Annotated in this window: 23 protein-coding genes and 1 pseudogene; 11 read left to right on the forward strand and 13 right to left on the reverse strand. The window is 39.9% G+C overall.

All coding sequences use genetic code 11. The features are described from left to right. The first annotated feature begins 3 nt into the window (after positions 1-3). The 5 genes from AC0L6R_RS23420 to AC0L6R_RS23440 all read left to right on the forward strand — a co-directional run bounded on the left by AC0L6R_RS23420 (position 4) and on the right by AC0L6R_RS23440 (position 10,280). On the forward strand, positions 4-1,110 hold the full coding sequence (locus tag AC0L6R_RS23420) for a Fic family protein (protein WP_473273369.1): 1,107 nt from the start codon (positions 4-6) through the stop codon (positions 1,108-1,110). A gap of 279 nt (positions 1,111-1,389) precedes the next feature. Continuing rightward, entirely contained in the window at positions 1,390-4,764 is a 3,375-nt protein-coding gene (ileS, locus tag AC0L6R_RS23425) for an isoleucine--tRNA ligase (RefSeq protein ID WP_473273412.1), read from the forward strand. A gap of 16 nt (positions 4,765-4,780) precedes the next feature. Continuing rightward, complete coding sequence (locus AC0L6R_RS23430) at positions 4,781-5,413, forward strand: lipoprotein signal peptidase (protein WP_473273370.1); 633 nt, start codon at positions 4,781-4,783, stop codon at positions 5,411-5,413. Between the two features lie 219 nt (positions 5,414-5,632). Beyond that, the gene (locus AC0L6R_RS23435) at positions 5,633-8,572 is read left to right on the forward strand and encodes a DEAD/DEAH box helicase (protein ID WP_283412056.1); all 2,940 of its coding nucleotides are present in this window, start codon (positions 5,633-5,635) and stop codon (positions 8,570-8,572) included. Between the two features lie 361 nt (positions 8,573-8,933). Beyond that, a complete protein-coding gene (locus AC0L6R_RS23440) occupies positions 8,934-10,280 on the forward strand; it encodes a PhoH family protein (RefSeq protein ID WP_473273371.1) in 1,347 nt (448 codons plus the stop codon). A 93-nt stretch (positions 10,281-10,373) separates the two neighbouring features. Here AC0L6R_RS23440 and AC0L6R_RS23445 read toward each other — a convergent pair whose 3' ends face one another. Both AC0L6R_RS23445 and AC0L6R_RS23450 read right to left on the reverse strand, forming a co-directional pair. Further along, positions 10,374-11,408 carry a BF3164 family lipoprotein gene (locus AC0L6R_RS23445; protein WP_473273372.1) on the reverse strand — a complete coding sequence of 345 codons (1,035 nt, stop codon included), beginning with the start codon at positions 11,406-11,408 and terminating at the stop codon, positions 10,374-10,376. A 56-nt stretch (positions 11,409-11,464) separates the two neighbouring features. Next, a complete protein-coding gene (locus AC0L6R_RS23450; RefSeq protein WP_473273373.1) occupies positions 11,465-11,755 on the reverse strand; it encodes a hypothetical protein in 291 nt (96 codons plus the stop codon). 436 nt (positions 11,756-12,191) lie between these two features. Between AC0L6R_RS23450 and AC0L6R_RS23455 the strand changes: the two genes are divergently transcribed. Further along, positions 12,192-12,413, forward strand: coding sequence for a hypothetical protein (locus AC0L6R_RS23455; RefSeq protein ID WP_283412053.1), 222 nt, complete (start codon positions 12,192-12,194; stop codon positions 12,411-12,413). A gap of 99 nt (positions 12,414-12,512) precedes the next feature. On the opposite strand, the gene AC0L6R_RS23460 is transcribed toward AC0L6R_RS23455, so the two are convergent. The 6 genes from AC0L6R_RS23460 to AC0L6R_RS23485 form a co-directional block, all read right to left on the reverse strand. Beyond that, positions 12,513-13,268 (reverse strand): LytR/AlgR family response regulator transcription factor, encoded by a 756-nt coding sequence (locus AC0L6R_RS23460; protein ID WP_283412052.1) that lies wholly within the window; start codon positions 13,266-13,268, stop codon positions 12,513-12,515. Positions 13,269-13,390: 122 nt separating this feature from the next. Then, the gene (locus tag AC0L6R_RS23465; RefSeq protein ID WP_283412051.1) at positions 13,391-14,125 is read right to left on the reverse strand and encodes a LytR/AlgR family response regulator transcription factor; all 735 of its coding nucleotides are present in this window, start codon (positions 14,123-14,125) and stop codon (positions 13,391-13,393) included. 14 nt (positions 14,126-14,139) lie between these two features. Next, on the reverse strand, positions 14,140-15,192 hold the full coding sequence (locus tag AC0L6R_RS23470; RefSeq protein ID WP_283412050.1) for a sensor histidine kinase: 1,053 nt from the start codon (positions 15,190-15,192) through the stop codon (positions 14,140-14,142). A gap of 80 nt (positions 15,193-15,272) precedes the next feature. Next, entirely contained in the window at positions 15,273-18,104 is a 2,832-nt protein-coding gene (gene uvrA / locus AC0L6R_RS23475; protein ID WP_473273374.1) for an excinuclease ABC subunit UvrA, read from the reverse strand. A 172-nt stretch (positions 18,105-18,276) separates the two neighbouring features. Then, the gene (locus tag AC0L6R_RS23480; RefSeq protein WP_473273375.1) at positions 18,277-19,215 is read right to left on the reverse strand and encodes a lytic transglycosylase domain-containing protein; all 939 of its coding nucleotides are present in this window, start codon (positions 19,213-19,215) and stop codon (positions 18,277-18,279) included. A 17-nt stretch (positions 19,216-19,232) separates the two neighbouring features. Continuing rightward, positions 19,233-19,955: an LOG family protein gene (locus AC0L6R_RS23485; protein WP_283412047.1), complete on the reverse strand. Its 723-nt coding sequence runs from the start codon at positions 19,953-19,955 to the stop codon at positions 19,233-19,235. Between the two features lie 172 nt (positions 19,956-20,127). Here AC0L6R_RS23485 and AC0L6R_RS23490 point away from each other — a divergent pair, with 172 nt between their 5' ends. From AC0L6R_RS23490 to AC0L6R_RS23510, 5 genes are all read left to right on the forward strand, one after another. Further along, complete coding sequence (locus tag AC0L6R_RS23490; RefSeq protein ID WP_473273376.1) at positions 20,128-20,727, forward strand: YkgJ family cysteine cluster protein; 600 nt, start codon at positions 20,128-20,130, stop codon at positions 20,725-20,727. Positions 20,728-20,797: 70 nt separating this feature from the next. After that, a complete protein-coding gene (locus AC0L6R_RS23495) occupies positions 20,798-21,163 on the forward strand; it encodes a phage holin family protein (RefSeq protein ID WP_283412045.1) in 366 nt (121 codons plus the stop codon). Positions 21,164-21,167: 4 nt separating this feature from the next. Continuing rightward, complete coding sequence (locus tag AC0L6R_RS23500; protein ID WP_377919241.1) at positions 21,168-21,539, forward strand: hypothetical protein; 372 nt, start codon at positions 21,168-21,170, stop codon at positions 21,537-21,539. After that, positions 21,511-21,774, forward strand: a complete 264-nt coding sequence (locus AC0L6R_RS23505) for a hypothetical protein (RefSeq protein WP_473273377.1) — start codon at positions 21,511-21,513, stop codon at positions 21,772-21,774. The genes AC0L6R_RS23500 and AC0L6R_RS23505 overlap by 29 nt, the downstream gene beginning before the upstream one ends. Position 21,775: 1 nt before the next feature. Then, positions 21,776-22,291 carry a geranylgeranylglyceryl/heptaprenylglyceryl phosphate synthase gene (locus AC0L6R_RS23510; RefSeq protein WP_473273378.1) on the forward strand — a complete coding sequence of 172 codons (516 nt, stop codon included), beginning with the start codon at positions 21,776-21,778 and terminating at the stop codon, positions 22,289-22,291. On the opposite strand, the pseudogene AC0L6R_RS23515 reads toward AC0L6R_RS23510, so the two are convergent. The 5 genes and pseudogenes from AC0L6R_RS23515 to panD form a co-directional block, all read right to left on the reverse strand. Then, positions 22,277-23,199 (reverse strand): annotated as a pseudogene (locus tag AC0L6R_RS23515) (AraC family transcriptional regulator). The gene AC0L6R_RS23510 and the pseudogene AC0L6R_RS23515 sit on opposite strands and share 15 nt — an antisense overlap. A gap of 138 nt (positions 23,200-23,337) precedes the next feature. Continuing rightward, a complete protein-coding gene (locus AC0L6R_RS23520) occupies positions 23,338-24,480 on the reverse strand; it encodes an acyl-CoA dehydrogenase (RefSeq protein WP_473273379.1) in 1,143 nt (380 codons plus the stop codon). 97 nt (positions 24,481-24,577) lie between these two features. Next, complete coding sequence (locus tag AC0L6R_RS23525; protein WP_473273380.1) at positions 24,578-25,270, reverse strand: zinc metallopeptidase; 693 nt, start codon at positions 25,268-25,270, stop codon at positions 24,578-24,580. 31 nt (positions 25,271-25,301) lie between these two features. Beyond that, positions 25,302-26,306 (reverse strand): lysylphosphatidylglycerol synthase transmembrane domain-containing protein, encoded by a 1,005-nt coding sequence (locus AC0L6R_RS23530; RefSeq protein ID WP_473273381.1) that lies wholly within the window; start codon positions 26,304-26,306, stop codon positions 25,302-25,304. Beyond that, the gene (gene panD / locus AC0L6R_RS23535) at positions 26,306-26,653 is read right to left on the reverse strand and encodes an aspartate 1-decarboxylase (RefSeq protein ID WP_283412038.1); all 348 of its coding nucleotides are present in this window, start codon (positions 26,651-26,653) and stop codon (positions 26,306-26,308) included. The genes AC0L6R_RS23530 and panD overlap by 1 nt, the downstream gene beginning before the upstream one ends. Between the last annotated feature and the right edge of the window lie 12 nt (positions 26,654-26,665).

Consider the following 26,665-nt stretch of genomic DNA (forward strand, 5'->3'; position numbering starts at 1 on the left):
CTCATGAGTTATAATTGGGAACAGTCGGATTGGCCAACATTCACTTACAAGGAAGGTAAGGCTGGGAAAATACTGCTTGATTTTCTCATGAAATCCGGGCAAATGTCTGGTGTCCTCACTGGTTTGGCAGAAGGAAATCAGACTGAACTACTAATGGAAATGATGGTGATGGAAGCTATCAAGACTTCCGAGATCGAAGGTGAGTTTCTCAGCCGACCAGACGTAATGTCTTCTATCAAAAAGAATCTTGGGATACACGAGGAGCAGCCCTTACTTGTAAAGGATCAGCGGGCAAAAGGCATTGCCAAGCTGATGATCAAGGTACGTTCGGAATTTGCTCAAGAATTGACAGAAGAGATGCTTTTCGAATGGCATGAGCTGCTCATGGAAGGCAATCGTTATGTACGAGCTGGCCAATGGCGGGCGGATTCTTCGCCCATGCAGGTGGTTTCTGGAGCTATTGGAAAAGAAATTGTGCATTTCGAAGCGCCTCCGTCAGCACTGGTTCCTTCGGAGATGGCAGCTTTTATCTCTTGGTTTAACAAAACTTCTCCAAACAAGGCTGAGCCTATAAATAATCCCCTGATACGATCTGCTATTACGCATTTATACTTTGAGTCTATTCATCCCTTCGAGGATGGCAATGGACGAATTGGCCGCGCTTTGGCAGAAAAAGCCTTGCATCAAGGATTAGGACATGCCACATTGATCAGTCTTTCCAGTGTCATAGAAGAGAAGAAGAATGAGTATTACAAGGCATTGAAAAGTGGACAAAGCTCCAATGAAATCTCTGATTGGTTGGATTTTTTTGCTGAAACTGTCTTTCATGCACAGCTGAGTGCCGAGCAATTGGTCAATTTCACCCTTCAAAAAGTCAAATTTTTTGATCGATTTAAGGCGTTATTAAATGATCGCCAGATCAAAGCTGTCAATCGAATGCTGGCTGAAGGACCAGCGGGGTTTGAAGGAGGAATGACTGCTAAGAAATACATCGCTATTACGAAAACTTCCAAAGCGACTGCCACACGGGATTTACAGGCTTTGGTGGAATTAGGCGTCTTTTTGCCGCAAGGTGGGGGAAGAAGTGTGAGTTATGAGTTGGTGCTTTAACTATCGAAAGATTGGAAAATTTGAAGATTGGAAAATTGACCCCGTTGCTTCATTTATTGAAAGCTGGCATTTTTTCCAATTGACCCTCCCAAAAAGGGGGATTTCTCCTATCTTTGTGCCTGCTTTTGAGGAGGATGTTTCCTTGATTGCGTGAGGGATAGAAGCGGCATCCACACAGCGAAGCGAAGTGGATATAGCGGATAGCCCGACCCCGGCTTTTTCAGACGGGGGCACGCCCAAAAATAAATTATCACCTACTTGCCCTTAAGAAAGGATACAGTGAAGACATATCAGGAATTTAAACAAGTGGATTATCCCGAAATCGGGGAATCTGTATTGAAGTACTGGAAAGAAAACCAGATTTTCGAGCAATCAGTAGCCAACCGTGACGGTGCGGAGACATTTACTTTTTTTGAAGGCCCTCCTTCAGCAAATGGAACGCCGGGAATTCACCACGTAATGGCACGTGCAATCAAAGATGTTTTCTGCCGCTACAAGACCCTTCAAGGTTTCCAAGTGAAGCGTAAAGGGGGTTGGGATACGCACGGCTTGCCTGTGGAATTACAGGTAGAGAAGGAACTCGGTATTACCAAAGAGGATATTGGAAAGAAGATTTCTGTAGAAGAATACAATCAAAAGTGCCGCGAGACGGTCATGCGTTTCAAGAATCAGTGGGATGAGATGACTGAGAAAATCGGTTATTGGGTGGATTTGGATGATCCTTACATCACCTTTGAGCCGAATTATATAGAGTCAGTTTGGAGCCTGCTGAAGAAGCTTTATGAGAAAGATCTGATTTATAAAGGCTACACAATTCAGCCCTATTCTCCGGCTGCTGGTACAGGTTTGAGTTCGCACGAACTGAACCAGCCAGGTACTTATAAGGATGTCAAAGACACTTCTATCACTGCTCAGTTCAAATTGAAAGGTGAGGAAAATACTTATATCCTAGCTTGGACGACTACCCCTTGGACTTTGCCTGCCAACTCAGCTTTGGCGATCGGTGAGAACTTGGATTATGTGAAAGTGAAGACTTTCAACCCATATACCTACGATGCCTGCACGGTGATTTTGGCGAAAGCCAGAATGAATGCCTACCTGAATCCAAAAGCAGCTGAGCTGAAATTGGAGGATTACAAAGGCGGTGACAAATTAATTCCTTTCGAAGTAATCGAGGAATTCAAAGGAAAGGACATGCTAGGTTGGGAATATGAGCAACTGTTCCCTATAGCAGGTTTGGCGCTTGGGCATCCAGCTTTCACGGTTGTTTCTGGTGACTACGTGACTACGGAAGACGGTACTGGTATCGTCCACCTGGCAAAAGCCTTTGGTGCGGATGACTTTAGAACTTTGGCGCAGAATAATGTGCCTGGTGTCTTCGTAAAAGATGAGCAAGGAAAGGATCTTCCGATTGTGGATAAGCAAGGGAAATTCATTTCGATGGTTGGTGAATACTTGGTAGAAAAAGTAGCCGAACATGCGATCACAGCCCACAAAGAATACGGTGTGGATGATTTTTATGTGAAAAACTACACCGAGGATGATGAGAATGCGACGGACTTTAAGAGCACCGATGTAATTATCTCGATCATCCTGAAAAATGAAAATAAGGCTTTTAAGGTAGAGAAATACGAGCACAGTTATCCACATTGCTGGAGAACTGATAAGCCGGTACTTTACTATCCTATGGACAGCTGGTTTATCAAAACCACTGCATACAAGGATAGATTAGTAGAGCTGAACAAGACCATCAACTGGAAGCCTGAGGCAACCGGAACCGGACGTTTTGGTAATTGGCTGGAAAATCTAGTGGATTGGAACTTGAGTAGATCCCGATTCTGGGGGACGCCACTTCCGATCTGGAGAACTGAGGACGGTAAGGAAGAGCGCTGCATTGGGTCGATAGCCGAACTAGAAAAAGCTATCGAGGAATCTATTGCTAAGGGCTTTATGGAGAAGTCTCCATACGAAGGCCGTGAGCTGGATCTTCACCGTCCATTTGTTGATGATGTGATTTTGGTCTCTGCTTCTGGAGAAAAGATGTTCCGAGAGTCAGATTTGATCGATGTTTGGTTTGACTCTGGAGCTATGCCTTATGCCCAGTGGCATTACCCATTCGAAAACGAAGATATTTTCAACGCAAACTATCCTGCAGATTATATTGCGGAAGGCGTGGATCAAACTCGTGGTTGGTTCTTTACGCTTCATGCGATTGCAGTGATGCTTTTTGATAGCGTGGCTTTCAAAAATGTGATTGCAAACGGACTGGTGCTGGACAAAAACGGCAACAAAATGTCCAAGCGCTTAGGCAATGCAGTAGATCCTTTCAAAACGCTGAAAGAATATGGTCCTGACGCCGTGCGTTGGTACATGCTAAGCAATGCCAATCCTTGGGATAACTTGAAGTTCAATCTGGATGGAGTTACTGAGGTGCAACGACGTTTCTTTGGTACACTTCAGAATACCTATAATTTCTTCGCGCTATATGCGAACTTGGATGCTTTTATCTATGACAAATCCAAAGCAGTTCCAGTGGCAGAGCGTGCTGAGCTAGATCAGTGGATTGTTTCCAAGCTTCAGTCCTTAATCGCTGAAGTGGAAGAAGCGATGGACAATTACGATGCGACCAAAGCTACCCGTGCGATCATGAGTTTCACGGTAGATCAACTTTCCAACTGGTACGTTCGATTGGCTCGTAAGAGATTCTGGAGAGGAGAAATGAATGCTGATAAGCAAGCGGCGTATGAGACCTTGTACGAATCCTTGCTAACACTTACTCAGCTGATGTCTTCATTTGCACCATTCTATTCGGATTGGTTATATCAAAACTTGACTGAATCAGGCTCTGATGCGAAGGCTTCTGTCCACCTTACTGATTGGGTGGCTGTAGATGCTGGGCTGATCAATAAAGATCTGGAAGAAAGCATGGAATTGGCGCAGACGATTTCTTCTTTGGTTCACTCCCTGAGAAAGAAAGAGAAGATGAAAGTACGTCAGCCGTTGCAGCGTATCTTGATTCCAATTCTGAAAGAAAAGACCAAAGCTCAGATTTTACATCTAGAGGAGTTGATCAAATCAGAAGTGAATATCAAAGACATAGAATTCATCGATGATGCTTCGGGTATCTTAGTGAAAAATGTGAAGCCTAATCTTCCTGTACTTGGAAAGAAACTAGGTCCAAAAATGCGCTTTGTAGTAGCCGCTATCAACAAGTGGGGACAAGCCGAAATTGCAGAAATAGAGCGTGAAGGTAAAATCTCCGTGGATGTAGACGGCGAAAGTTTAGAGTTACTTTTGGAAGAAGTGTTGATCACTTCTCAGGACATTCCTGGCTGGTCTGTGGCTTCTGATCAAGGTGTGACAGTTGCGCTTGATGTGACCCTTTCCGATGAATTGAAGCAAGAAGGTGTAGCAAGGGATCTTGTAAACCGGATTCAAAACCTACGTAAAGATATGGGGCTGGAGGTTCAGGATAAGATTAACATCAAGATCGCAGACGATAACGAATTGGTGAAAAATGCGCTAGAGTCTTTTGGGGAATATATCCAAACTGAAGTACAGGCGTTAAACTTGGAGCTTTCTCCTTCGTTAGATGGAGCTACGGTGCTTGATATGGATGATTTTGAACTAGCTGTTTTGGTAGAAAAAGCCTGATAGCAAAACGTATATAATGAATAAATACCTGAAATACTTCGGCATTGCTTTATTGGTAATTCTGATAGATCAAGCAGTGAAAATGCTAGTTCATTTTCAAATGGATTTTGGCTCCCCTGGTCAGATTCCGATTTTCGGAGACTGGTTTAAGCTTCATTACACGACCAATCCGGGCATGGCTTTCGGGATGGAGCTAGGCTCCGATTATGGCAAATTACTGCTAACATCTTTCCGATTGGTGGCAATGTGCGGGATCGGATATTACCTATATCATATCATTGAGAAAAAACAACCTAGCTTATATATAGTATGTATAGCGATGATTCTTGGAGGAGCAATCGGTAATTTAGTTGACTCTGTATTTTATGGTGTTTGGTTAAATAATGCTCCTTATAATGCTTCAACTCCATGGTTTCATGGTCAGGTAGTAGATATGTTTTACTTTGACATATGGGAAGGCTATCTACCGGATTGGCTGCCAGTGTGGGGAGGTAGTTACACTGCCCTTTGGCCAATTTTCAATGTGGCAGATGCTGCAATATTTGTCGGTGTGGCTATGATTCTGATCTTCCAGGGAAGGTTTTTTCCTGAAAAGCCTGAAACTACTAACTCAACAAAGGAGGAAGAAGTAAACCAGGTTTCTGAGTAAAAATTCACCTCTTTTTATTAAAAATCCTTCAAGATCATTTAGGATGATTTTGAAGGATTTTCATGTTTTCAGCCAGATAATTGCCATAAATCAAGTTTTTAAGCTGTATTTTTTGTAATTTTCAACTTGCTTTTCCCTTTTTTGGGATCCTTAACCCCGACTTGACTTCTTTTTGCTTAACCCCTAATTATATAGAAGTTATGTCCTTCCGACAATAATATGATAGTAGATGCTGATAAGCCCTTTCAGATAGTTTATTCTATATATAGCCACGAGTCTTTAGGACTTCTTATTGAATCTTTTGTAGTTCAGATAGACCCACAAGGCAGGCTTTCTCTCGCATATCAAAATATTAGCTCCGCAAATGCGAGTGAATTTGATTCTGGTTTAAATAAAACGGATTATGATTTGATAAAAATCATGGATTCTATGAACCCAGAAGTGGTAGTCAAACCATTTATCAAACGTGGAAATATCCGGCCTAAGCAATACCTAGAGAAGATTTTTGACCCGAAAACGGAAGATAAAAAGACGCAGGACTTAATAGAAGAAGTGATTGAGAAGAAGCGGTCGAAAATAATGCCGTTGCTCATCGGCAAGCGACTTTTCGAAATGGGAAGTGATGGAAATCCGGTATGGAAAGAAATTATCGTCAATGCTGAGCGGGCAAGTGTATTATTTCATTTTCACAAAAATGAAGAAAACACGCACTACTGGCCAACGATCAAATACAAGGGAGAGAAATTAGATTGGCAATATAAGAACGGCTATTTTATCAGTAATGAACCTGGTTGGTTGATCGTCAATGGCCAGCTCTTTCACTTCGAAAAAGGAATTGACGGAAAGAAACTTAAGGCTTTTTTAAATAAAAAATTCATCGTCATCGATAAGAGAATTGAGCCAAGCTACTATAAAGGCTTTATGGCTAATCTTATTTCTCAGTTTGATGTGGAGTCAGTTGGATTTGATATTCATATTGAACGTGGCACTCCGGAGGTTTTTATCAACATCTCTGATCTACCTGGAGGAGGTGGAAAGAATCTCTTTGGAGAGGATGGAGAGAAATTGGAAGAGGATAAGATCGTATTTGAACTTCGATTCAAGTACGGAAACATAGATTTCCCGGTGCAGACTCCGAGTTCTGAAAAGCATGGTGCATCAGTAAGGCTGGAGACAGGAGAGGATAGCTATACATTCTACAAGACGATTCGAAGTACTCAAAAAGAAAAAGCATATATAAAGTTACTTCGTGACCAAGGCCTTGAGTTCAAAATGGGAAAGGATGCTTTGCCGAAGACAGAAGCATTTGAGTGGATAGGAGAAAATGAAGATTTTCTGGATATAGAGAAAATCAAAATTGTCCAAAAACCTAATGCTAAAGGCAAGGTTTATAATATTGGAAAGGCTCAAATATCAATCGAAGTCAATGAAAATATTGATTGGTTTGATGTTAAAGCACTGATCAAATTTGGAATTTACTTGGTGCCTTTTGCGAAGCTCAGAAAACTTTTGCTTCAAGGCAAAGCAGAATTTGAATTGCCAAATGGAGAAATTGCTGTGATTCCAGCTTCCTGGTTTGTGGATTACTCGGAGTTATTCAATTTCATGGAAGACCGTGGAGACGAGAACTCCATGGTGCTACGCAAGCACCATCTGGCACTAGCCAGAGAAATGGAGATCGGGAATCTGGTTCAAGTTACTTTAAGCAGAAAATTGGAGAGACTCAGAGATTTTGAGTCAATAGATGAGTACGATCTGCCAAGTGGATTCGATGGAACCCTTCGCCCTTACCAGCATGCCGGTTACAATTGGCTTCGATTCTTAAATGAATTTAAGTTTGGTGGCTGCCTAGCAGATGATATGGGTCTGGGTAAAACTGTGCAGACACTTGCTTTGCTCGCACATGAAATGGAAGCAAACCCAGGTTTGACTTCACTCTTGGTGATGCCAACTTCCCTGATTTATAACTGGGAATTGGAGGCTAGGAAGTTTACTCCAGATCTGAAAATCCTTGTGTATTCCGGTACTCAGCGTATCAAAGATCCGTGGAGATTTGGAGAATATGATTTAGTACTGACATCCTATGGAATAACCAGATTGGACATTGAAGTTCTGAAGGATTTCTATTTCAACTACATCATTTTAGATGAATCCCAGGCAATTAAAAACCCGGGAAGCAATATCGCTGGTGCAGTAAATCAGCTGAAGAGTAAGCAAAAGCTGATTTTGACAGGTACACCAGTAGAAAACAGCACGATGGACCTTTGGTCGCAGATGAACTTCATCAATCCGGGATTACTTGGTAATCAAAATACCTTCAAAAAGCAGTTTTTGCAGCCAATCGAAAAGCAAGGAGATGTGGATAAATCTGCCAAGCTTCATGCGATGATTAAGCCTTTTATTCTTAGAAGATTGAAATCTCAGGTAGCGACAGATCTCCCAGAAAAGATTACCAATGTCAAGTATTCGGACATGACTGCTGCGCAAGAGGAGGTTTACGAAGAGGTGAAAAGCTACTATCGAGAGAAGATCATTTCCGATATCCAGAGTACAGGCAGAAACAATCAGCAGTTTACCTTACTTCGTGGCTTAACTCAACTCCGTCAAATTGCCAATCACCCGAAACTAGTTCGAGATGACTATGAAGGAGAATCAGGAAAGCTGGAAGATGTGACTTACATGCTACAGTCTACCATATCTGAAGGACACAAAGTGCTTGTTTTCAGTCAATTTGTACGGCATTTGGCTATCGTAAAGGAATACTTGGAAGAGCAGGGAATTCCTTATGCATACCTCGATGGCACGACAAAAGACCGTCAAGCGCAGGTGGAGAAATTCCAGGAAAATGAAGACATCAAGGTATTCTTAATCTCACTAAAAGCTGGTGGTGTAGGTCTAAACCTAACAAAAGCGGAATATGTCTTCCTTCTGGACCCATGGTGGAATCCTGCTGTGGAGGCACAGGCGATAGATAGAGCGCATAGAATAGGCCAGGAAAATAAAGTGATCATTTACAAATTCATTACGCGTGGATCAGTAGAGGAGAAAATCATGGCACTTCAGGATCGTAAGCTAGCCCTTGCTGGCGAGCTGATAAATACGGAAGAAAGCTTCATGAAGAGTTTGGGGCAAGATGATATTGCCGCATTATTAGAATAAAATATATGATTATCCGCAATGATGCCAGTCACCTTAGATTCTTTGCTTATCAGGTTGGAAGACCGATGACCGAAGACTCCCGCAATGGCGGGACAGGCAGAAGTGGCCTCAATTCTTAAGTTTAACAGATCTTACATTGCTTTTGCTGTCTTACTGGTAGAAAAGCGGATATACATTATAAAATATTTAGATTTTTACAAAAAGGACAGAACCATAAATTCTGCCCTTTTTTTATTGGATTGATAGTCAAGAGCATAGAGAATGGTCACATTTAATTAACCATAAATTCTCATTGAAACTTTGTCAATAGCCCGAATATTTTTCTAAATTAAATCACATAGTACCACTACACTACCTGCGCATGCCTAGAGCCAAATCCGATAAAGATCGGAAAATCTTTGTGCTGGATACTTCTGTGATCCTTTACGCACACAACTCCATTATGAACTTTGCCGAGCACGATGTGGTCATCCCAATCACGGTGCTGGAGGAACTTGATCAATTCAAGAAAGGCAATGACACCAAGAATTTTGAAGCCCGTGAATTCATCCGATTACTGGATAAACTTTCGCAGGATCATATGATTCACAATTGGACTCCCCTGAATGGGAAGATCAAGGGGAATTTTAGGGTGCTGATGAATCCAGAGAATCAGATCAACGCCAATGAGATTTTTGGTGAAGAAAAGAATGATCACAAGATTCTAAACTGCGCCTTGTATCTAAAGCAGCACGAAAAAGGCAGAAAAGTAATCTTGGTCAGCAAGGATATTAATCTCCGCCTGAAGGCTAAATCCATTGATTTGCTTGCTGAGGATTATGAAACTGGAAAGATCAAAAATATCGTTGAGCTGGAAAATACCGGGAAATACATTCTGGATAATATTGATCCTGAGCACATCAATAAGCTCTATGATCAGGGCTACGTAGAAGCAAAAACTGTATTGGGAACCCGCAAGAGAAAATCAAATGCCTACTACATTCTAAAAAGTGACAAGAACTCTGTTTTAGCTTATTACAATTCAGATGAAAGCATTCTGGAGCGAGTAGATAAAAAGCTTGCCTACAATATCAAGCCTAAGAATGCTGAGCAAACTTTCGCGCTGCATGCCATCACAAATCCTAATATCCGTCTAGTATCAATTCAAGGTGTAGCTGGAACGGGTAAAACCTTGCTGGCTTTGGCAGGAGCATTGGAACAAAGAAGAGAATACAAGCAGATCTTCTTGGCCAGACCGATCGTACCATTGAGTAATAAGGACATTGGATATTTACCTGGAGATATCAAGTCCAAGTTGAATCCATATATGGAGCCACTTTGGGATAACTTGAAATTCATTCAGAACCAATACAAAGAAACGGATAAAGAATTTCAGAAGATCACTGAGCTAGTCAATCAGGAGAAATTGGTTATTCAGCCATTGGCCTATATCCGAGGTCGTTCTCTTTCGAATATCTTCTTTATCGTGGATGAAGCGCAGAACTTGACTCCCCATGAGATCAAGACGATTATTTCCAGAGCTGGTGAAAACACAAAAATCATCTTCACCGGAGATGTCTTTCAGATTGATACGCCTTATTTGGATTCCCAGTCAAATGGACTGTCCTACTTGATCGATCGGGTCAAAGATCATCCGCTCTATGCGCATATCAAGCTGGAAAAAGGCGAACGCTCGGAGCTGGCTAATCTGGCGAATGAGCTTTTATAAAAACTCCCATTTTGACTATAAACAGAAAGCTGTCTCTAAAGTGACAGCTTTCTGTTTTTTACATTAACAAGACTAAAATCAACTCCTTTATTCCTACTCTTTTATCTTATAATTAATTAAAACTTCCTCCTCCTTCAATAAACTTACCCCATAAAAGCTATTACTCCTCTCGTCAAAAGTAAAGGACATAATTGGTCTGTCTAATATGTAACCATGTTTAAAATTACCTTCCCAATCATATTCTAAAATTCTCGAATTCGGATAAGGCCCTCTTTCTCTAATGTTCAAAAATGTATTTCCATCTAATAAAATATAAATACTATTCGAAGTGACTTCCATTTCTATAGCATATCTTTTCAGGCTAGTATTTGTTAAATTTTGAGAGGCTAAATCTTTAGAAACGTGATTTGAAATATCATAAATACTTCTAGTTTGCAAAGTCCCATCGAAATTATAAATATCCAATTCGCCAAATAAAAGTGGATTAATAGCGATTAATTCTTTCTCTAAATTGACAGCCATAGAGACCTGATAACTTATCCATTTTTGATCTTCCTGAATTTCGACATTAGGAACCGGAAAATAATCTACAACTTTATTATCTGTGGATGATTTGCCGAAAAGAACGAGCATACCACCATACTCAGGTGAATAAATATTTAAAGAATCACTCCTAAACCCAATATAATTAGGAAAATAGCCTTCAGAAAATGAAATTTTCTCCAATAGAGTCAATTCAACACTATCATAAAATAAATTATAGTCATAAAATGTATTTCGATCTAAGTCATGTATACTAAACATACCTGACTTTTTTGGAACTACGTCTGCAGGAAAAATTGGAAAAGAAAATTGCTCTGGAATAAGATCAAGCTCCCCAAATTCTTGTATAATAGAATCTCTATTTGGATCTATAATAGAGAAGAGTCTATCCCCTTTTTGGTTTATGGAAATTATTAAGCTATCAACCATTTTTATTCTGGGAATCCCCAAAATTTCTAGATCTAATGCTCGACCTTCTAATTTCTGAAAAGAGTCCATATCTATATGAACCACATCTTCATGAGAATCACAACTAGTACATAATAAATATGAAATTACTATTAGCGGAAAATATTTTTTGAACATATGGAAATAAAATTTGGGGAAGGCAAACCCTCCCCAATTTAGAAACAAAACAGAAATCAACCTCCTATCACAGGTGGCTCAACATTACAGTAAGTGCATGTAGACTGTGCATCGTATGTGTCAAAATAAGCCCTACCACATTTAGTATTGTCACAAACCCTCGCCCTCATCACACCTCCTGCTGAACTCCAAGTTTCAGCATCATAACATGTAGTTGTAACTGATGTACCTTCACAAGCTAGTCCAACACCAATTGAAGCAATTAGTGCAATAACAAATCCAAAAGCATACTTTTTCCAACCTTTAGTTATGGTATGGAAATTCTTTCCAAACTTAGTAAGTTTCATAATTTTTTAAAATTGATTTTCTCCCTTTTGCACTATGCCGGGCGGGATTATATACCACTTTGAAAAATCAAAAAATCGGCACCTATTTGATTTCAAACTAATATACCCCCCCCCCTAAACTATAAAAGCAAATTTCTCATCAACTAATTATAAGTTTTAATGATTGTCCCAGCAACTTTTCCTAGTTTTAATGATGCCGCATTAAATTAAAAGGAATACTTTTTCTCTCAAACTTAGATCTTATTTTCAAAAATTCTTCAACTACTTGTAACCCTCTGAAGTTAAAGTAATTGTCCACCACTGACTTATTGGTGTTCATCACCGTACAGGTATTTTCCCTTGATTTATCATAACTATCTGTATTTTAGAAACTTATAATTTTGGGTCGCTTTTTGGCATATAGCCAATATAGAAATTAAACCAACTTATTACTGCCATGATTACTTCACTATTTTCCCAAAAAAACATTTGTGCTGCATTGGGCTTGGTAATGGCGCTCACCATTGTTTGGCAAGCTAAAGTAGAAACAAATCTCGCAAAGCATACTGCCCTTATTGACTATACTGAACCAACTTACAATACTGGCAAATCATCTAATTCGGACAATGAAAAAGTCTATGAATTCAAAAAAATAAGGACCGCTGATGCAGTCCTCTGATAATCTTACTGGGTGAAATTCCCATAACGAATACTCGTAAGGGTAGATTTGGTTGATTGGTTAATCGAAAGAGGTGGGTGATAACCCACCTTTTTGTTTTTAACTTTCTGTGATGGTACTTAGTTTTGCTAGAAAACTATTGTAATACTGCCTTCCGACCTGCACCATCGATCCAGAGCGAAGCGTAATTTCTTTAGTATTGAAGCTCTCTATTTGTCCCAATTGAACAATGAATGACTTTTGTACTCTTAGGAATAACTGAGAAGGAAGAATCTCCTCTATTTCCTTCATGGACTTCCTAATATTGTAGTCTCTATTTTTGGTGAATATTGTAACCATATTTCCATTGGCCTCCACATAATAGATATCTTCATAAGATACACGCTCAAAAGCATTATCCGCTTTGATAAAGACCGCATCAGTTACCAAAAACGGGCTATCGCTAGCTGCACTAACTGTAGCAGTTTCTGTGGTAGGTTTGGTGCGTTTGTTATAGAGAACGATCTCCACAATGGCATGAATGTCATTTGTATTGAAAGGCTTCACAATAAATCCCGCTGGATTAATTCTTTTAGCCCGTTCGATGATTGTAGGATCTGAGTAGGAAGTCACATAAACCAATGGTGCATCTACCATTTGCTTTACGATTTCTCCTAGTTCTATTCCATCCTTATCGCCTTTGAGTTTGATGTCCATGAAAATCAAATCCGGACGATATTTCTTGATGATTTTAATGCATTGATTTGCAGAGTTTGCAATGTCTGTATTGACATATCCCAGGAGTTCTAATATTTCCTGAATGTTCTCTGCGATACTGATATCGTCTTCGACGATTAAGATCCGCTCTTCTTTCATAAGATGGTGGCAGATGATGCGTTTTAGTGTGAAAAGTAAATTATCATGCTATTCCAAGCAATTACTCTCTATTTACAGAATTTATCTCTGAAATCAAATGCTTTTTATTGGATATGAAAGTTTTAAAGGCTCATCATTTCTTTGAATCGTGCCGCTTGCCTTCTGCTGACCTCAATTCTATCACCACCTCTTAAAGTCACTACAAGGCCTCCATTGAACCAGGGTTCTATACCTTCTACCCAACCAAGGTTGATGATATGCTTTCGACTTGCTCTGAAAAAAGATTTCTCATCCAAACGCTCATCCAGCGCATTTAGTGATTTATGAATCATTGGCTTAAAGTTATCAAAGTACACTTTGATGTAATTGCCATCTGATTCAAATAAGCGCACATTGGATAATCTTACAAACCAGCATCTATCTCCATCTTTTACAAAAACTTGATCTTCAAGCGTTAACTTTTTTTGATTTTGACTGGAAGTAGATTCCTCACTCTTGGAATAGCCTTCAATTTTACTTTGAAGCTTTGTAATTGCCTCTTCAAGTCGTTTGGGCTCAATAGGTTTCAACAGATAATCGAGTGCATTTACCTGAAATGCTTTCAAGGCATACTCATCATAGGCTGTAGTAAATATTACATGGGGCACATTGTCCAATTCTTCCAATAGCTCAAACCCAGTTTTTTCTGGCATCTGAATATCTAAAAAAATAACATCAGGATTTAATTGATCAATTTTTTCCTTGGCATCATCAACGTTTACTGCCTCGCCTACTACTTCTACACTTTCAAGCTGATTTAAGAGGGTGATCAGTTCTTTACGTGCTAATCTTTCATCATCTATTACAATGGCTCGCATTTTTCTTGAGTTTGTTATTCGAATGTAACTTTTTGTTTCGGAATCTTAATTTCTGTAATAACGAACTGAATTCCTGAGTTGAAGATACGGAAGCTTGCTTTATCTCCATATATCAACTTCAGTCTTTGTACAGTATTACTTAATCCGTGCCCTTGTTCATCTTGGGAATTCAATGTGGGCTGATGGGTAAGCTGTCCGCTATTCTTAACTTGAATATACAGATCATCGTTCAAACCTTCCCTACACTTGATTTCAATCGTCCCCCCTTTCACTAGATTGGAAACCCCGTGCTTTATTCCATTTTCCACGATCGTCTGCAACATCATAGGTGGGATTTTATAGCTAAACGCCTCATCTTCTATGTGGTACACTACGTTTAGCCTTTCCTCAAAACGAATGGATTCAAGTTCTAAGTAGTCTTTTACCGTATTGAGTTCATCCCCAAAATCAATGGTTTGTTTCTTATCCATCATCAAGGAAAAGCGCAACATATTGGAAATTCTAGTAATGGCAGTTTTAGCTTTTATAGGATCTTCATCCACCAATGCTCGTACGCTATTCAGCGCATTGAAAATAAAATGCGGATTGAGCTGACTTTTAAGGTGATTAAGTCTGATTTCATTGATTTTAGCCTCATACTTCAGTGTGGTATTATAATTATCCAAAAAGTGAACTAAGAAGTAAATAACAAACCAAAGCGCGAATATCAGGAATGCCAAAAATATGTTAGACAAAATCACCAATACCTTAAAATCCTCAGAGGGATTAAGAATGCCAAAGGCAATATTAATAAGAATTTGCGCTACAAAATTGGCAAGAGAAAGTGCCACAATAGCAAGGAAAGACTGAAACAATAGCTGAGGAATACTTAGCTTAAACCAGTTGTATTCTTTGACTACATGGCGAAGGAAATGTGATGAAATAAGATTGGTAACAGCAAGTACAATAAATGCCCAAACCTGAACCGAAGAAATTTCGCCCGTCAAAGTGGCTAAGGCAATAGTGACCAAGGCGAATCCACCCCAACCTAATATCTGCAAAAACCAATAAAGCCTAATTCTGTTCATAATCGCCCAAAGATAAATAACAGAGTTGTGGCCTTTTTTATAATTTGATAAAAGGAGGATACCCTTGATTATTCCCCTTGTTAGCTATTTAATTCCATTTTCAGGAATTTACCAGTGTAGCTGTTTTTAGTAGCTGCTACTTTTTCTGGAGTGCCTTGTACTACGATTGTTCCGCCTTTGTTTCCACCTTCAGGTCCCAGGTCCACCATGTAATCAGCCATTTTGATCACATCCATATTATGCTCAATTATCAACACCGTATTGCCTTTTGCCACCAATCCATTAACTACCAGCATCAACAATTCAATATCCTGAAAATGAAGCCCAGTGGTAGGTTCATCAAGGATATAAAACGTCTTTCCTGTATCTTTTTTAGATAGCTCAGTCGCCAACTTCACCCGCTGAGCTTCTCCACCAGATAGCGTAGTAGCATGCTGCCCAAGGGTGATGTAGCCCAACCCCACATCATTTAGTGTTTTGATTTTCCTAAGGATTTTCGGAAGCTTATCGAAAAACTCCACTGCTTGTTCCACAGTCATATCCAACACATCAGAAATCGATTTGCCTTTGTATCGGATTTCTAGCGTCTCCCGATTGTAACGTTTGCCTTTGCAAGTTTCGCAGGGCACATGCACGTCTGGAAGGAAATCCATCTCTATCAGCTTCATTCCTGCGCCTTCACAGTCTTCACATCTTCCACCTTTTACATTAAAAGAAAACCGACCTGGTTTATAACCTCGAATTTTTGCTTCAGGAAGCTCGGTGAAAAGTGTGCGAATATCTGAGAAAACTCCAGTGTATGTAGCAGGATTTGACCTTGGAGTTCTGCCTATTGGGGACTGATCTACTTCTATTACCTTATCCAAATGCTCCAAACCTTCCACACTTTTGTATGGCATCGGGTTTTTCTTCGAATGATAGATTTGCTGATTGAGTATTGGATAAAGCGTCTCGTGAATGAGTGTACTTTTCCCACTTCCTGAAACTCCAGTGATGCAAATCAAGGTCCCCAGTGGAAGTGTAAGGTCAATATTTTTAAGATTATTGCCTGTAGCACCCTTTATTACTAGTGTTTTTTCTTTTCCGCTTCTACGTTCTTTAGGTACTGGCAGGCCAATCTTTCCAGCAAGGTATTTTGCTGTAAGTCCGTCTGTTTTCAATATCTCAGCAGGCGTTCCATCTGAAACAATATGACCTCCATGTCTACCAGCACCTGGCCCCATATCTAATACATAGTCAGATGCAAGCATCATGTCTTTGTCGTGCTCTACCACTAAAACAGAATTACCCAAATCTCTTAGGCTTTGAAGCGCTTGAATTAATTTTTCATTATCGCGCTGATGGAGACCAATACTCGGTTCATCCAAAATATAAAGTACACCAACCAATTGGGTACCTATTTGAGTAGCTAATCTGATCCGCTGAGCTTCTCCGCCAGAGAGTGTTCGAAGCGGCCTATTCAGAGAAAGGTAATCCAAGCCAATATCGAGCAGAAAGCCAATTCTCTTCCGAATCTCTTTGAGAACCTCAGCAGCAATCACATTTTGTTTGTCAGAAAGCCTAGATTCCAAGCCTTCAAACCACTCTCCCAAAGACCGAATATCCATCACCGCCAATTGCCCAATGTGCGTGTCATCAATTTTGATATGAAGAGCCTCTTGCTTTAGCCTATAACCATGACAATCAGGACAAGTTTGAGTGATAGTGAACTCGCTGACCCAATCTTGAATTTTGTCAGAACTACCTTCCTGATATTTCTTCAAAAAGTTAATAATGCCTTCGAACGTTGTGTGCCATTTGGTGCCCGGGTGTTTTACAGAATCTACTGCAACTTCAATTTTATCCCCACTGAGGAGGATATCGACCACATTTTCTGGCAAATTCTTAATTGGCGTACTCATGCTGCACTTATAGTGCTTGAGAATAGCTTCTATCTTCTTGAAAATCCAAATATCCCGGTATTCACCCAGCGGTGCAATTCCCCCTCGCGTGATACTTAATGTCGGGTCTGGGATTATACTTTCTCGCGTGATTTCTTCTGTAATCCCTAAGCCATTACAAGTAGGACATGCTCCATAAGGACTGTTAAATGAAAATGTATTTGGAGCCGGTTCTTCGTAAGAAAGCCCTGTCTCTGGATCCATTAGGTACTTAGAGAAATGGTGTATTTCTCCTTCTTCATCCCGAATCATGATCACCCCTTTACCATGCTGTAAGGCCGATTTCAGAGATTGAGTGATTCTAAAACGATCGGATTCTTCAGCTACTATTCTATCAATTACAATCTCAATATCGTGGATTTTATAGCGGTCCACCTGCATTTTGGGAACCATCTCCATCACTACGCCATCCACTCGTACTTTTGAAAAACCCATTTTCCGGATTTGTTCAAATAGCTCACGATAATGGCCCTTTCTTCCTTTTACCACAGGGGCAAGGATGTAAAGTTTCTTGTTTAAAAAATTCTCAAACAGTAAATCGATAATCTGATCTTCTGTCTGACGAACCATCTTTGTTCCAGTCAAATAGGAATATGCCTCGCCTGCTCTCGCATAAAGCAGACGCATAAAATCATAAATTTCAGTAACGGTACCAACGGTAGAGCGAGGGTTTTTAGACGTTGTCTTTTGCTCGATGGCAATGACAGGGGAAAGCCCGTTAATTTTGTCAACATCGGGACGCTCCATTCCACCGAGAAAAGATCTCGCATAAGCCGAAAACGACTCCATGTACCTTCGTTGACCTTCAGCATAAATCGTGTCGAAAGCGAGAGAGCTCTTACCACTACCACTAAGACCGGTAATTACCACCAATTTATTTCGGGGAATTTTCAGGTCTAGATTTTTAAGATTATGCTCTCGGGCTCCAAATATCTCTATGTATTCTTCCTGTGCAGGAGTGACTTGACTCATATAATCGGCGGGCAATTTTAAACGGCGAAGGTACGAAATTTCAGCTGCACGAGGCAGTAAAGTTCAAAGAGTATAACCAGAGTTAGGAGGATTGGTTCAATGAATTGACAGACTTTGTCGGGTATTGCTTATTCTCTTTCTTGAAAAGAACTGACTTACCTTTTTCAACAAATTATTCCGGTAATGTGATCTCATACGTTTTACCTCGCTTTACATTGAGGTCTTTGTCACGCAGCCAAGGATTATACAACTTCAATTCCTTGTAATTACTTCCCTGCTGCTTGGCCCAGTGGGCAAGATTTTTAATGTCAGCATTTACGCTCACCGTTTTAAACCTTGGGTTTTGGTAATAATCTGACTCCCTCAAATGAAAACCAAATTCTCCTGGGTTTTCAAAGATTACTTTGAAAGCGAGTATTCTAAAGAGGTACCTGCTCGTTTCATCATTCAGGTATAGATCATAGTAGTTTTTAGCCAATTGATCCTCTTGTCTCCGGGAAAAGCCAGCCTGCCCCATGTTATAACTTGCTGCCACTGCTGTCCAATCACCAAACCTATTATGAGCTTTATTGAGGTATTTTGATGCAGCAAGCGTAGCTTTTTCAAGATTATATCGCTCATCTACATCTTTGGATACTTCTAGTCCATATTCTTTACCCGTTGATTCCATTATCTGCCAAAAACCTTTTGCTCCAGCCGGCGAGGCTACATTCATTAGGGCAGATTCAGCCATTGCCAAGTATTTGAAGTCATCGGGAATTCCATTTTTTTTCAACATTTCTTCAATTTCGGGAAGAAATTTACTTGAGCGCTTCATTAGCAAAATCATATTTGATTGCCAATAGGCATTCACATAAATCTCTCGCTCCAATCTCTCTTTTACATCTTCTATTTCCAGCGGAACTTTTTCTCCAGCAAAAGTCAACTCAGTAGGAATATTAAATAACCGAACCGTGTCTCTAGAAGCAAGAGGCATGGATTGTAATAGTTGAACATTCGCTACGCTGGGTTCTGAGCTTAATTCTGCGGGTGTTTTCCAGATTGCATATCCAGCCATACCCAGACAAATAAAAACTAAAACATAAAGGGGTAGTAATTGAGGCTTATTCATGCAATAAAGATGTAGAATTAGAAATTTGGACTTAATAAATACTTGCCATAAAAATCATCAATTACTTTCACAGCTTCCGTTTCATCTTCTACTACAGAGAACAGATCTAAATCTTCTTCATTAATATAGTGATGACTTAGCAATGATTTTTTGATCCAATCAACCAGTCCAGTCCAGTATTCCTTCCCTACCAGCACGATAGGAAACTTCCCGATCTTGTTAGTCTGAATTAACGTCAAGGCTTCAAAAAATTCATCCATGGTGCCAAATCCACCCGGAAGCACCACAAACCCCTGAGAATATTTCACAAACATTACTTTTCTCACAAAAAAGTAATCAAAGGTGATCAACTTATCTCTATCAATATAAATGTTGTCAAACTGTTCAAAAGGCAGAACGATATTTAATCCCACAGACTTACCTCCTTCAGAATGAGCTCCCTTATTACCTGCTTCCATGATCCCTGGACCGCCACCTGTGATAACTCCATATCCATGGCGAACGAGCTTTGCAGCGATTTCTTCTGCCATTTTATAGTGATGGTGGTCCCTAGGAGTTCGAGCAGATCCAAAAATAGATACACAAGGGCCAATTTTGGCAAGTTTCTCAAAGCCTTCCACGAATTCCGACATCACTTTGAAGATTGCCCATGAATCAGCACTTTTTATTTCATTCCAATCCCGCTCTTTGAATGCTTGGCGGATCTTATCTTCTTCATTTTGATTTTCTATACTGCTCATACGCTTGTTTTTAATAAAGAAAACGATCTCTGCGCTGAAATGGACAGGGAAAGTAGCACTATTAAGCTTTGAGAAAGCTAATTACCTGATGCTCAATATAAAAAAATAGTAGCTCTCGAGAATCAATCGACTAAGACTGGTGTATTTTTGCGCCACAATTTGAAATATTGAGATGAATCTCGCTGAAAAATCTCAAGCTACACTGGACGTGTTCGGTGAGCTAGAGTCAGAAACAAAGCAATTTGTATCTGAGAGTGGATTAGGCTGTGTGTCAGGATGTGGTTTTTGCTGTGCAAATCCCAAAGTACCAGCTTCCCCGTTAGAATTTCTGCCATTGGCCTTTGACCTCTATGCCAAAGGCTTGGCCGAATCAACTTTAGAATCACTCGATAGCCTCGAGGAAGGTGCTAGCTGTGTGATTTATAGACCTCAATCCGCAGACGGTAAACAAGGTTTTTGTGGCAATCACAGCAAAAGAGGCATGATCTGCCGCCTATTTGCAGCCTCGGCCCGAAAAACCAAGTATGGCAAAAAAGACCTCATTATCTGCAAAGTTCTAAAGGAAGAGAAGACTGCGGAGTTTCAAAATACAAGCGATAGAATTAACATGGACATGGAGATTCCGCTTGCTACTGCATTCTATAGCCGATTAGATGAGATAGATCAGTCTCTTTGTCAGCAATTCACAATTAATGAGGCAATCGCCTTTGCATTGGAATTAGTTTTGAGATATAAATTCTACGAGGAGCAGGAAGTTGATGTGGTTGCATAATTTTTTTGCTCCTTTCAATTCAAGTATATTGTGTTCTATTTGAAGAATAAAATCTCACAAATTTTTAATTATGCTAAAAATCGGAGAAATAGTACAGACAGTCAAAGGGATAGTTGAGACCAAAATTGACATGGTCAAACTGGACATTCAAGATCAGTTTGCGAGTGTATTATCAAGAATGATTTTCTTGATATTGATGGGAGGCAGTCTCCTGCTGGTTCTTTTATTCTTGAGTTTATCTTTGGCATTTTTCTTAAGCCAATATTTTGAATCTCCTCATATGGGGTTCTTGCTTGTAGGATTACTTTACTTACTAGTTCTTTTGATTTTATTTTTGGCTAGAGATCATGATCCCACACAAGAAAAAATACAAAAGGGAATGAAGAGCTTTGTTTTTAGGACTAGATTATTCAAAAAGCTTAAGGGAGATGAATAAGGACTTGAAAAATAAGGAAAAGGAGCTTGAGCAAACGCTAGCACGACAATTAGAATTGTTTAAAGCTGAATCTGGAGATTGGATAAAAGTAGGGGGCATGGTGGTTGCCGGTGGTTTGATAGCCTTAGCAATTGTACAAACTCGTAAAAAACGCAGAGACCGGAAAACAGATGAGGCTCTAGAAGTACTCGAACGAGAAGGTTTGCTTACGAAGGAAATTGAGAAAAAACTTACAGAAGGCTCTAAATCATCCTTTTGGCCTAGCATAGGACAAAGATTATTTATTTTAGGGCTCGCTTTTGCAAAAGAGAAGTTTCTTCCAAATCTATTTGCTACTCATTCAGAAGATGTCACAACTGAAGAAGAAAGTCAGTAAAATTCTTAAGGACCTTAATAGCTCAGGTACCAAAGGACTGGCTTGGTTGGTTGACCCAGACAAAATTATCAACCCTACGCTTTTCAAAGAAAAATTTGACTGGGTTAAGGATTCTTATTTGGATTTGATTTTTGTGGGTGGAAGCACGCTTAGTCGGGATAATTTTCGGGAGGTAGTCCTCTCTGTGAAACAAATCGCCGGAGAAATCCCTGTAGTAATTTTTCCTGGATCTTGAAATGCAGCTTGCGGAGGAGGCAGATGCTATTTTATTTCTTTCACTAATTTCAGGTAGAAACCCCGAATACTTAATCGGACAACAAGTCTTAGCTGCGCCTATCATTAAAAAAATGAACTTGGAGGCTCTTCCTACCGCCTACATGCTGGTAAATGAGGGTGAAATCACTAGTGTACAGTATGTGACTCAAACAATTCCTTTACCTAATTCTAAGCCTAATCTTGCTAAAGCAACAGCCCTTGCAGGCCACTATTTAGGAATGAAGTATTTCTATATGGATGCCGGGAGTGGAGCCAAATCACCCGTGTCACCCGCAGTGATAAAAGCAGTAAAATCGGTAACCAAAAAACCAATTATTGTCGGCGGAGGATTGGATTCATTAGAAAAAGTGAAAAATGCCTACGAAAGCGGGGCTGATCTGTTGGTGATAGGTAATGCAATAGAAAAAGAGCCTAGCTTTTTAGCTAAGGTCTTAGATTATAAGGTGCTTCTAAACTTGTCGTTAAACGTTAATTAGCGACTCTCTTCTTCTCATTTTTCCGGCTGGAACTCCATACATCATTTTAAATCTACGGCAGAAATAAGCTGTGTCTTTGTAGCCAACTTCTTTGCCTATGTCTCTGATGGATTTTTTAGTAGTTCTCAAGAGCTCCACTGCAGCTTCCATACGCTGGTATTCGATATAGTCCTGAGGATTAATTCCAGTAAGCATTTTGAAATACTGACCTACGTAGTCTTCAGAAACATTGGCAACTTTAGCGAGAATCTTATTGGATAAATCACCTCCCAAGTTAGTCTTGATAAAATTGAACAAATCAATCAATCGTGGGTCTTTGAAGTAAGTAGCATTGGTTGAAGTTTCTGAGAAACAACCTGTTTTTGAGAATGTGACGAAGTAGCTCGATGACTAGTAATTCCGTGTGGGATTTCAGCGCTCACTCTACCGACGTTACTGACTTCCACTTCTTTCATCAGATCCTCAATTATTGTCGCCAAACGATCGTTAAACCGAATAATAAATGGAGGAATATCCAGTGAATTAAAAAAGTTTACTACATCAAAGACTTTAGATTCAAAACCAAGAATAGAAATACAATCGTCTTCTGTACTTTTTATATCCCTGAAACTAATACTCTGCAAGTACTTTCTCTTATTCTCCTGAAATTGCTCTTTAGAGATTTCACCTTTTTTTGACCCTCCTCCCAATGTAAGTTTGGTTTTTTGATCCGCAGGCAAAAAGAGTACTTCTCCTTCGTTAAGTAATTCTTGGTCCTCTCCAAACTTAAGTGTACCATGGTGAAGTAGAATCAACGTATTATCAGATTCAGCATAATCATTTACTGAAATAGGTTTTTCGACGCTGAAGTTACTCCCTCTAATGAACCTCACATTGACCGATTCGATCACCTTGTTGTAATATTCCATGAATAATTATTAAAAAAACAGAATAACAAAAATATAATTTTATTAATGAATATTCATAGGTTTTGTATAGATGGTGTTAAAAAAACAAAAAAGGGCATAGTTTTATTTAACTATACCCTTTTCTGAATAAAATAGTTTTTACCGGAGAATACCTCGGGATATGACTATTTTCTGAATTTCCGAAGTACCTTCATAAATCTGGGTGATTTTAGCGTCCCTCATCAGTCGTTCTACATGGTACTCTCTCACATAACCATAACCTCCATGTATCTGAACAGCTTCAATACTCACGTCCATCGCTACCTGAGATGCGTAGAGTTTGGCCATGGCAGAGGCGTGAGAATAATCTTGTCCTTGATCTTTGAGCCAGGCTGCTTTGTACACCAAAAGTCTAGCTGCTTCTATTGTAGTAGCCATATCAGCTAGTTTAAATTGTATAGCCTGGTGCTGACTGATTGGCTTACCAAATGTCTTTCGCTCTTTGGAATACGCCAAAGCAAACTCATAAGCTCCTGCTGCAATTCCAAGTGCCTGTGCAGCAATTCCAATCCTGCCTCCATTTAAGGTTTCCATAGCGTATTTGAAACCAAATCCTTCGTCACCGATTCGATTCTCGACTGGCACTTTCACATCAGTAAACATCAATGAGGTGGTGTCGGAAGCCCTGATGCCAAGTTTATCTTCTTTATGACCTGAAGTAAAACCTTCCCAGCCTTTTTCAACAATAAAAACGGAAATTCCTTTGTGCCCTTTGCTATGATCCGTTTGGGCAAAAACTAAGTAGGTATCAGCTTTTGATCCATTCGTAATCCAGTTTTTAGTTCCATTCAAGATGTAGTGGTCCCCATCTAAATAAGCTTCTGTTTTCTGCGAAGTAGCATCCGATCCTGCTTCTGGCTCCGAAAGCGCAAAAGCTCCCAGCTTCTGACCTGATGCTAAAGGCTTACAGATTTTCTCCTTTTGGGCTTCGGAAGCATATTTTTCCATTCCCCAACATACTAAGGAATTATTTACAGACATGACTACTGATGCTGAGGCATCAATCTTAGATAGTTCTTCCATCGCAATGACGTATGAAACAGTATCCATTCCACCTCCACTATATTTTGGATCGACCATCATTCCCATGAAGCCGAGTTCTCCCATTTTTTTGATTTCTTCTACTGGAAATCTGCATTCAATATCTCGTTCTATTACTTTTCCTGGAAGTAATTCATTTTTAGCAAAATCTCTCGCAGCTTCTTGGACTGCGCGATGCTCTTCTGTTAATTCAAAATGCATGATTATCTCTTTGGGTTTAGCTATCTGCATTGAATATATGGCAAAAAAAAAAGAGGGACAATCTTTGCCCCTCTTCCAAAATTTTATTTGATCTGTATCAATCCCGATTACCAAAGAAGACGAAAATGTAATAAGCTAAAGTGGCCATAGAAGCTAATGCTGCCACCACGTAGGTCATTGCAGCCCATTTAAGCGCATCTTTGGACATCGTATATTCATCAGGGGTAACAATATTTCTAGTTTTGATCCAAGCCAAAGCCCGATTGCTCGCATCAAACTCGTGAACTGGCAAGGTTACAATAGTGAAAAGTGTCATTATGCTATATGCACCTACAACTATAAAACCAACCCATTCGTAAGGTAGGCCTAAAGCAAATCCGCCAAATAAAGAAGCAATCAAGACAATATTCAGGATCTTTCCAGCACTGTTTTGAAGCGGGACAAGCGTCGACCTCAGGTTAAGCCAAGTATAGGATGTGGCATGTTGTACAGCGTGTCCACACTCATGGGATGCAACTGCAGCGGCAGCAGCATTTCTTCCATAATACACATCAGGGCTTAGATTTACAGTTTTGTTTGCAGGATTATAATGGTCTGTCAACTGACCCTCTACAGCATGAACCTGGACATCTGAGATGTTGTGGTCAGCAAGCATCAGCTTAGCGATTTCTGCTCCGGACAAGTTGGCCTTAAGGGCAACTTGTGAGTATTTAGCAAATTTACTTTTGAGTTTTCTACTTACCACAAATCCGGCAATGGCGAAAACGACTACAATTAAGATAAGTATCATAAGATATAATGTTAGCAGAGTTGATTACGTGTTATACTTCTTCAGGTTTAATCCAAGAGGGTAATTTTATCATAATTAACCAACTTATAAGTCCTGCACCTAATACAAGAAGAACCTGTGTACCGTGGATAATAGCTGCAAATATTTTTCCATCTATTTCCGATATACCTAACTGTATCAAAATGAAGGCCACTAGCGCATGAAAGGTACCTATACCACCTTGGACAGGCGCTACCATGCCAATACTGCCCATTACCATGACTAACAGGACTTCTCCATGAGACAAATTGGCAGTACTTGGTATTCCAAAAGCAATCGTGTACATAGTTAAAAAATAAATCATCGAGAGTAGAATTGAGCTGATCCAAAATCCGGCAGGGTTGGCCAGAGTCCCTATTCGTTTGAGACCAGAAAGGATTTCTCTGAAAAAATGTTGCAGTTTATTGATTAGTCCATGATCACGAAATCTCTTGAGAATATAGATAACCAAAAGCAAAAGAATTGCTAACCCTCCTATGACTATGGGAAGATTTGAAACTAACTGTTCAGCCAAAGTATCAATCGAAATAAGCTGACTGGCAAGGTTTAAAAACAACTCTTGTTCGACAAGAAATGCTAACAAAATTACCGAAACAAGGCAAAGCAAATCAACACTGCGCTCCACGATGACAGTACCTATCAAATACCCGACAGAAATTCCATTCGTCCGGGTGAGTACACCACATCTGGCTACTTCTCCAGCCCGGGGAATAAGCATATTGACTAGATTACCAATCATTACTGCATGATAAGCACGGGAAACTGAGACCTTCTTACCTTCTTCCGCATCAATCAGTAGGGTCCACCGCCAACTTCTCACTAGGTATCCGAGCATTGAAATAGACAGCGATAACACTATCCAAGCCCAATTACTTGTTTTGATCTGGTCAATAAGAGAATCAAAGGCTATATCCTTATACAAAAACCAAAAAATCCAGATTGCAATTCCTAATGAAATTACTACCTGGATAAATTGCTTGATGTATTTTGGACCCATCAGATGAGTTTATTTTGCTCGTCTGGGAAAATCAAAACGGGCTTGTATTTTTTAGCTTCCTCTACTTCCATTCCTGCATAAGAAATGATGATTACAACATCTCCCACCTGAGCTTTTCGCGCAGCAGGACCATTGAGGCATACTTGCCCAGACCCTCTTTCGCCAGTGATGACGTACGTTTCCAATCGTTCGCCATTATTTACATTGACGATTTGAACTTTCTCATTTTCAATTAGATTCGCTGCATCCATCAGATCTTCATCGATGGTAATTGAGCCTACGTAGTGCAATTCTGCCTGGGTAATTTTCACCCGGTGAATTTTGGATTTCAGTACCTGAATTTGCATTGGTTTAATTTT

This window comes from Algoriphagus sp. 10J20-15, from assembly GCF_055809615.1.

Coding starts and splice junctions, on each gene's coding strand:
- AC0L6R_RS23420 (WP_473273369.1), top strand. CDS start 4: ATGAGTTATAATTGGGAACAGTCGGATTGGCCAACATTCACTTACAAG.
- AC0L6R_RS23430 (WP_473273370.1), top strand. CDS start 4,781: ATGAATAAATACCTGAAATACTTCGGCATTGCTTTATTGGTAATTCTG.
- AC0L6R_RS23435 (WP_283412056.1), top strand. CDS start 5,633: ATGATAGTAGATGCTGATAAGCCCTTTCAGATAGTTTATTCTATATAT.
- AC0L6R_RS23440 (WP_473273371.1), top strand. CDS start 8,934: ATGCCTAGAGCCAAATCCGATAAAGATCGGAAAATCTTTGTGCTGGAT.
- AC0L6R_RS23445 (WP_473273372.1), bottom strand. CDS start 11,408: ATGTTCAAAAAATATTTTCCGCTAATAGTAATTTCATATTTATTATGT.
- AC0L6R_RS23450 (WP_473273373.1), bottom strand. CDS start 11,755: ATGAAACTTACTAAGTTTGGAAAGAATTTCCATACCATAACTAAAGGT.
- AC0L6R_RS23455 (WP_283412053.1), top strand. CDS start 12,192: ATGATTACTTCACTATTTTCCCAAAAAAACATTTGTGCTGCATTGGGC.
- AC0L6R_RS23460 (WP_283412052.1), bottom strand. CDS start 13,268: ATGAAAGAAGAGCGGATCTTAATCGTCGAAGACGATATCAGTATCGCA.
- AC0L6R_RS23465 (WP_283412051.1), bottom strand. CDS start 14,125: ATGCGAGCCATTGTAATAGATGATGAAAGATTAGCACGTAAAGAACTG.
- AC0L6R_RS23470 (WP_283412050.1), bottom strand. CDS start 15,192: ATGAACAGAATTAGGCTTTATTGGTTTTTGCAGATATTAGGTTGGGGT.
- uvrA (WP_473273374.1), bottom strand. CDS start 18,104: ATGAGTCAAGTCACTCCTGCACAGGAAGAATACATAGAGATATTTGGA.
- AC0L6R_RS23480 (WP_473273375.1), bottom strand. CDS start 19,215: ATGAATAAGCCTCAATTACTACCCCTTTATGTTTTAGTTTTTATTTGT.
- AC0L6R_RS23485 (WP_283412047.1), bottom strand. CDS start 19,955: ATGAGCAGTATAGAAAATCAAAATGAAGAAGATAAGATCCGCCAAGCA.
- AC0L6R_RS23490 (WP_473273376.1), top strand. CDS start 20,128: ATGAATCTCGCTGAAAAATCTCAAGCTACACTGGACGTGTTCGGTGAG.
- AC0L6R_RS23495 (WP_283412045.1), top strand. CDS start 20,798: ATGCTAAAAATCGGAGAAATAGTACAGACAGTCAAAGGGATAGTTGAG.
- AC0L6R_RS23505 (WP_473273377.1), top strand. CDS start 21,511: ATGTCACAACTGAAGAAGAAAGTCAGTAAAATTCTTAAGGACCTTAAT.
- AC0L6R_RS23510 (WP_473273378.1), top strand. CDS start 21,776: ATGCAGCTTGCGGAGGAGGCAGATGCTATTTTATTTCTTTCACTAATT.
- AC0L6R_RS23520 (WP_473273379.1), bottom strand. CDS start 24,480: ATGCATTTTGAATTAACAGAAGAGCATCGCGCAGTCCAAGAAGCTGCG.
- AC0L6R_RS23525 (WP_473273380.1), bottom strand. CDS start 25,270: ATGATACTTATCTTAATTGTAGTCGTTTTCGCCATTGCCGGATTTGTG.
- AC0L6R_RS23530 (WP_473273381.1), bottom strand. CDS start 26,306: ATGGGTCCAAAATACATCAAGCAATTTATCCAGGTAGTAATTTCATTA.
- panD (WP_283412038.1), bottom strand. CDS start 26,653: ATGCAAATTCAGGTACTGAAATCCAAAATTCACCGGGTGAAAATTACC.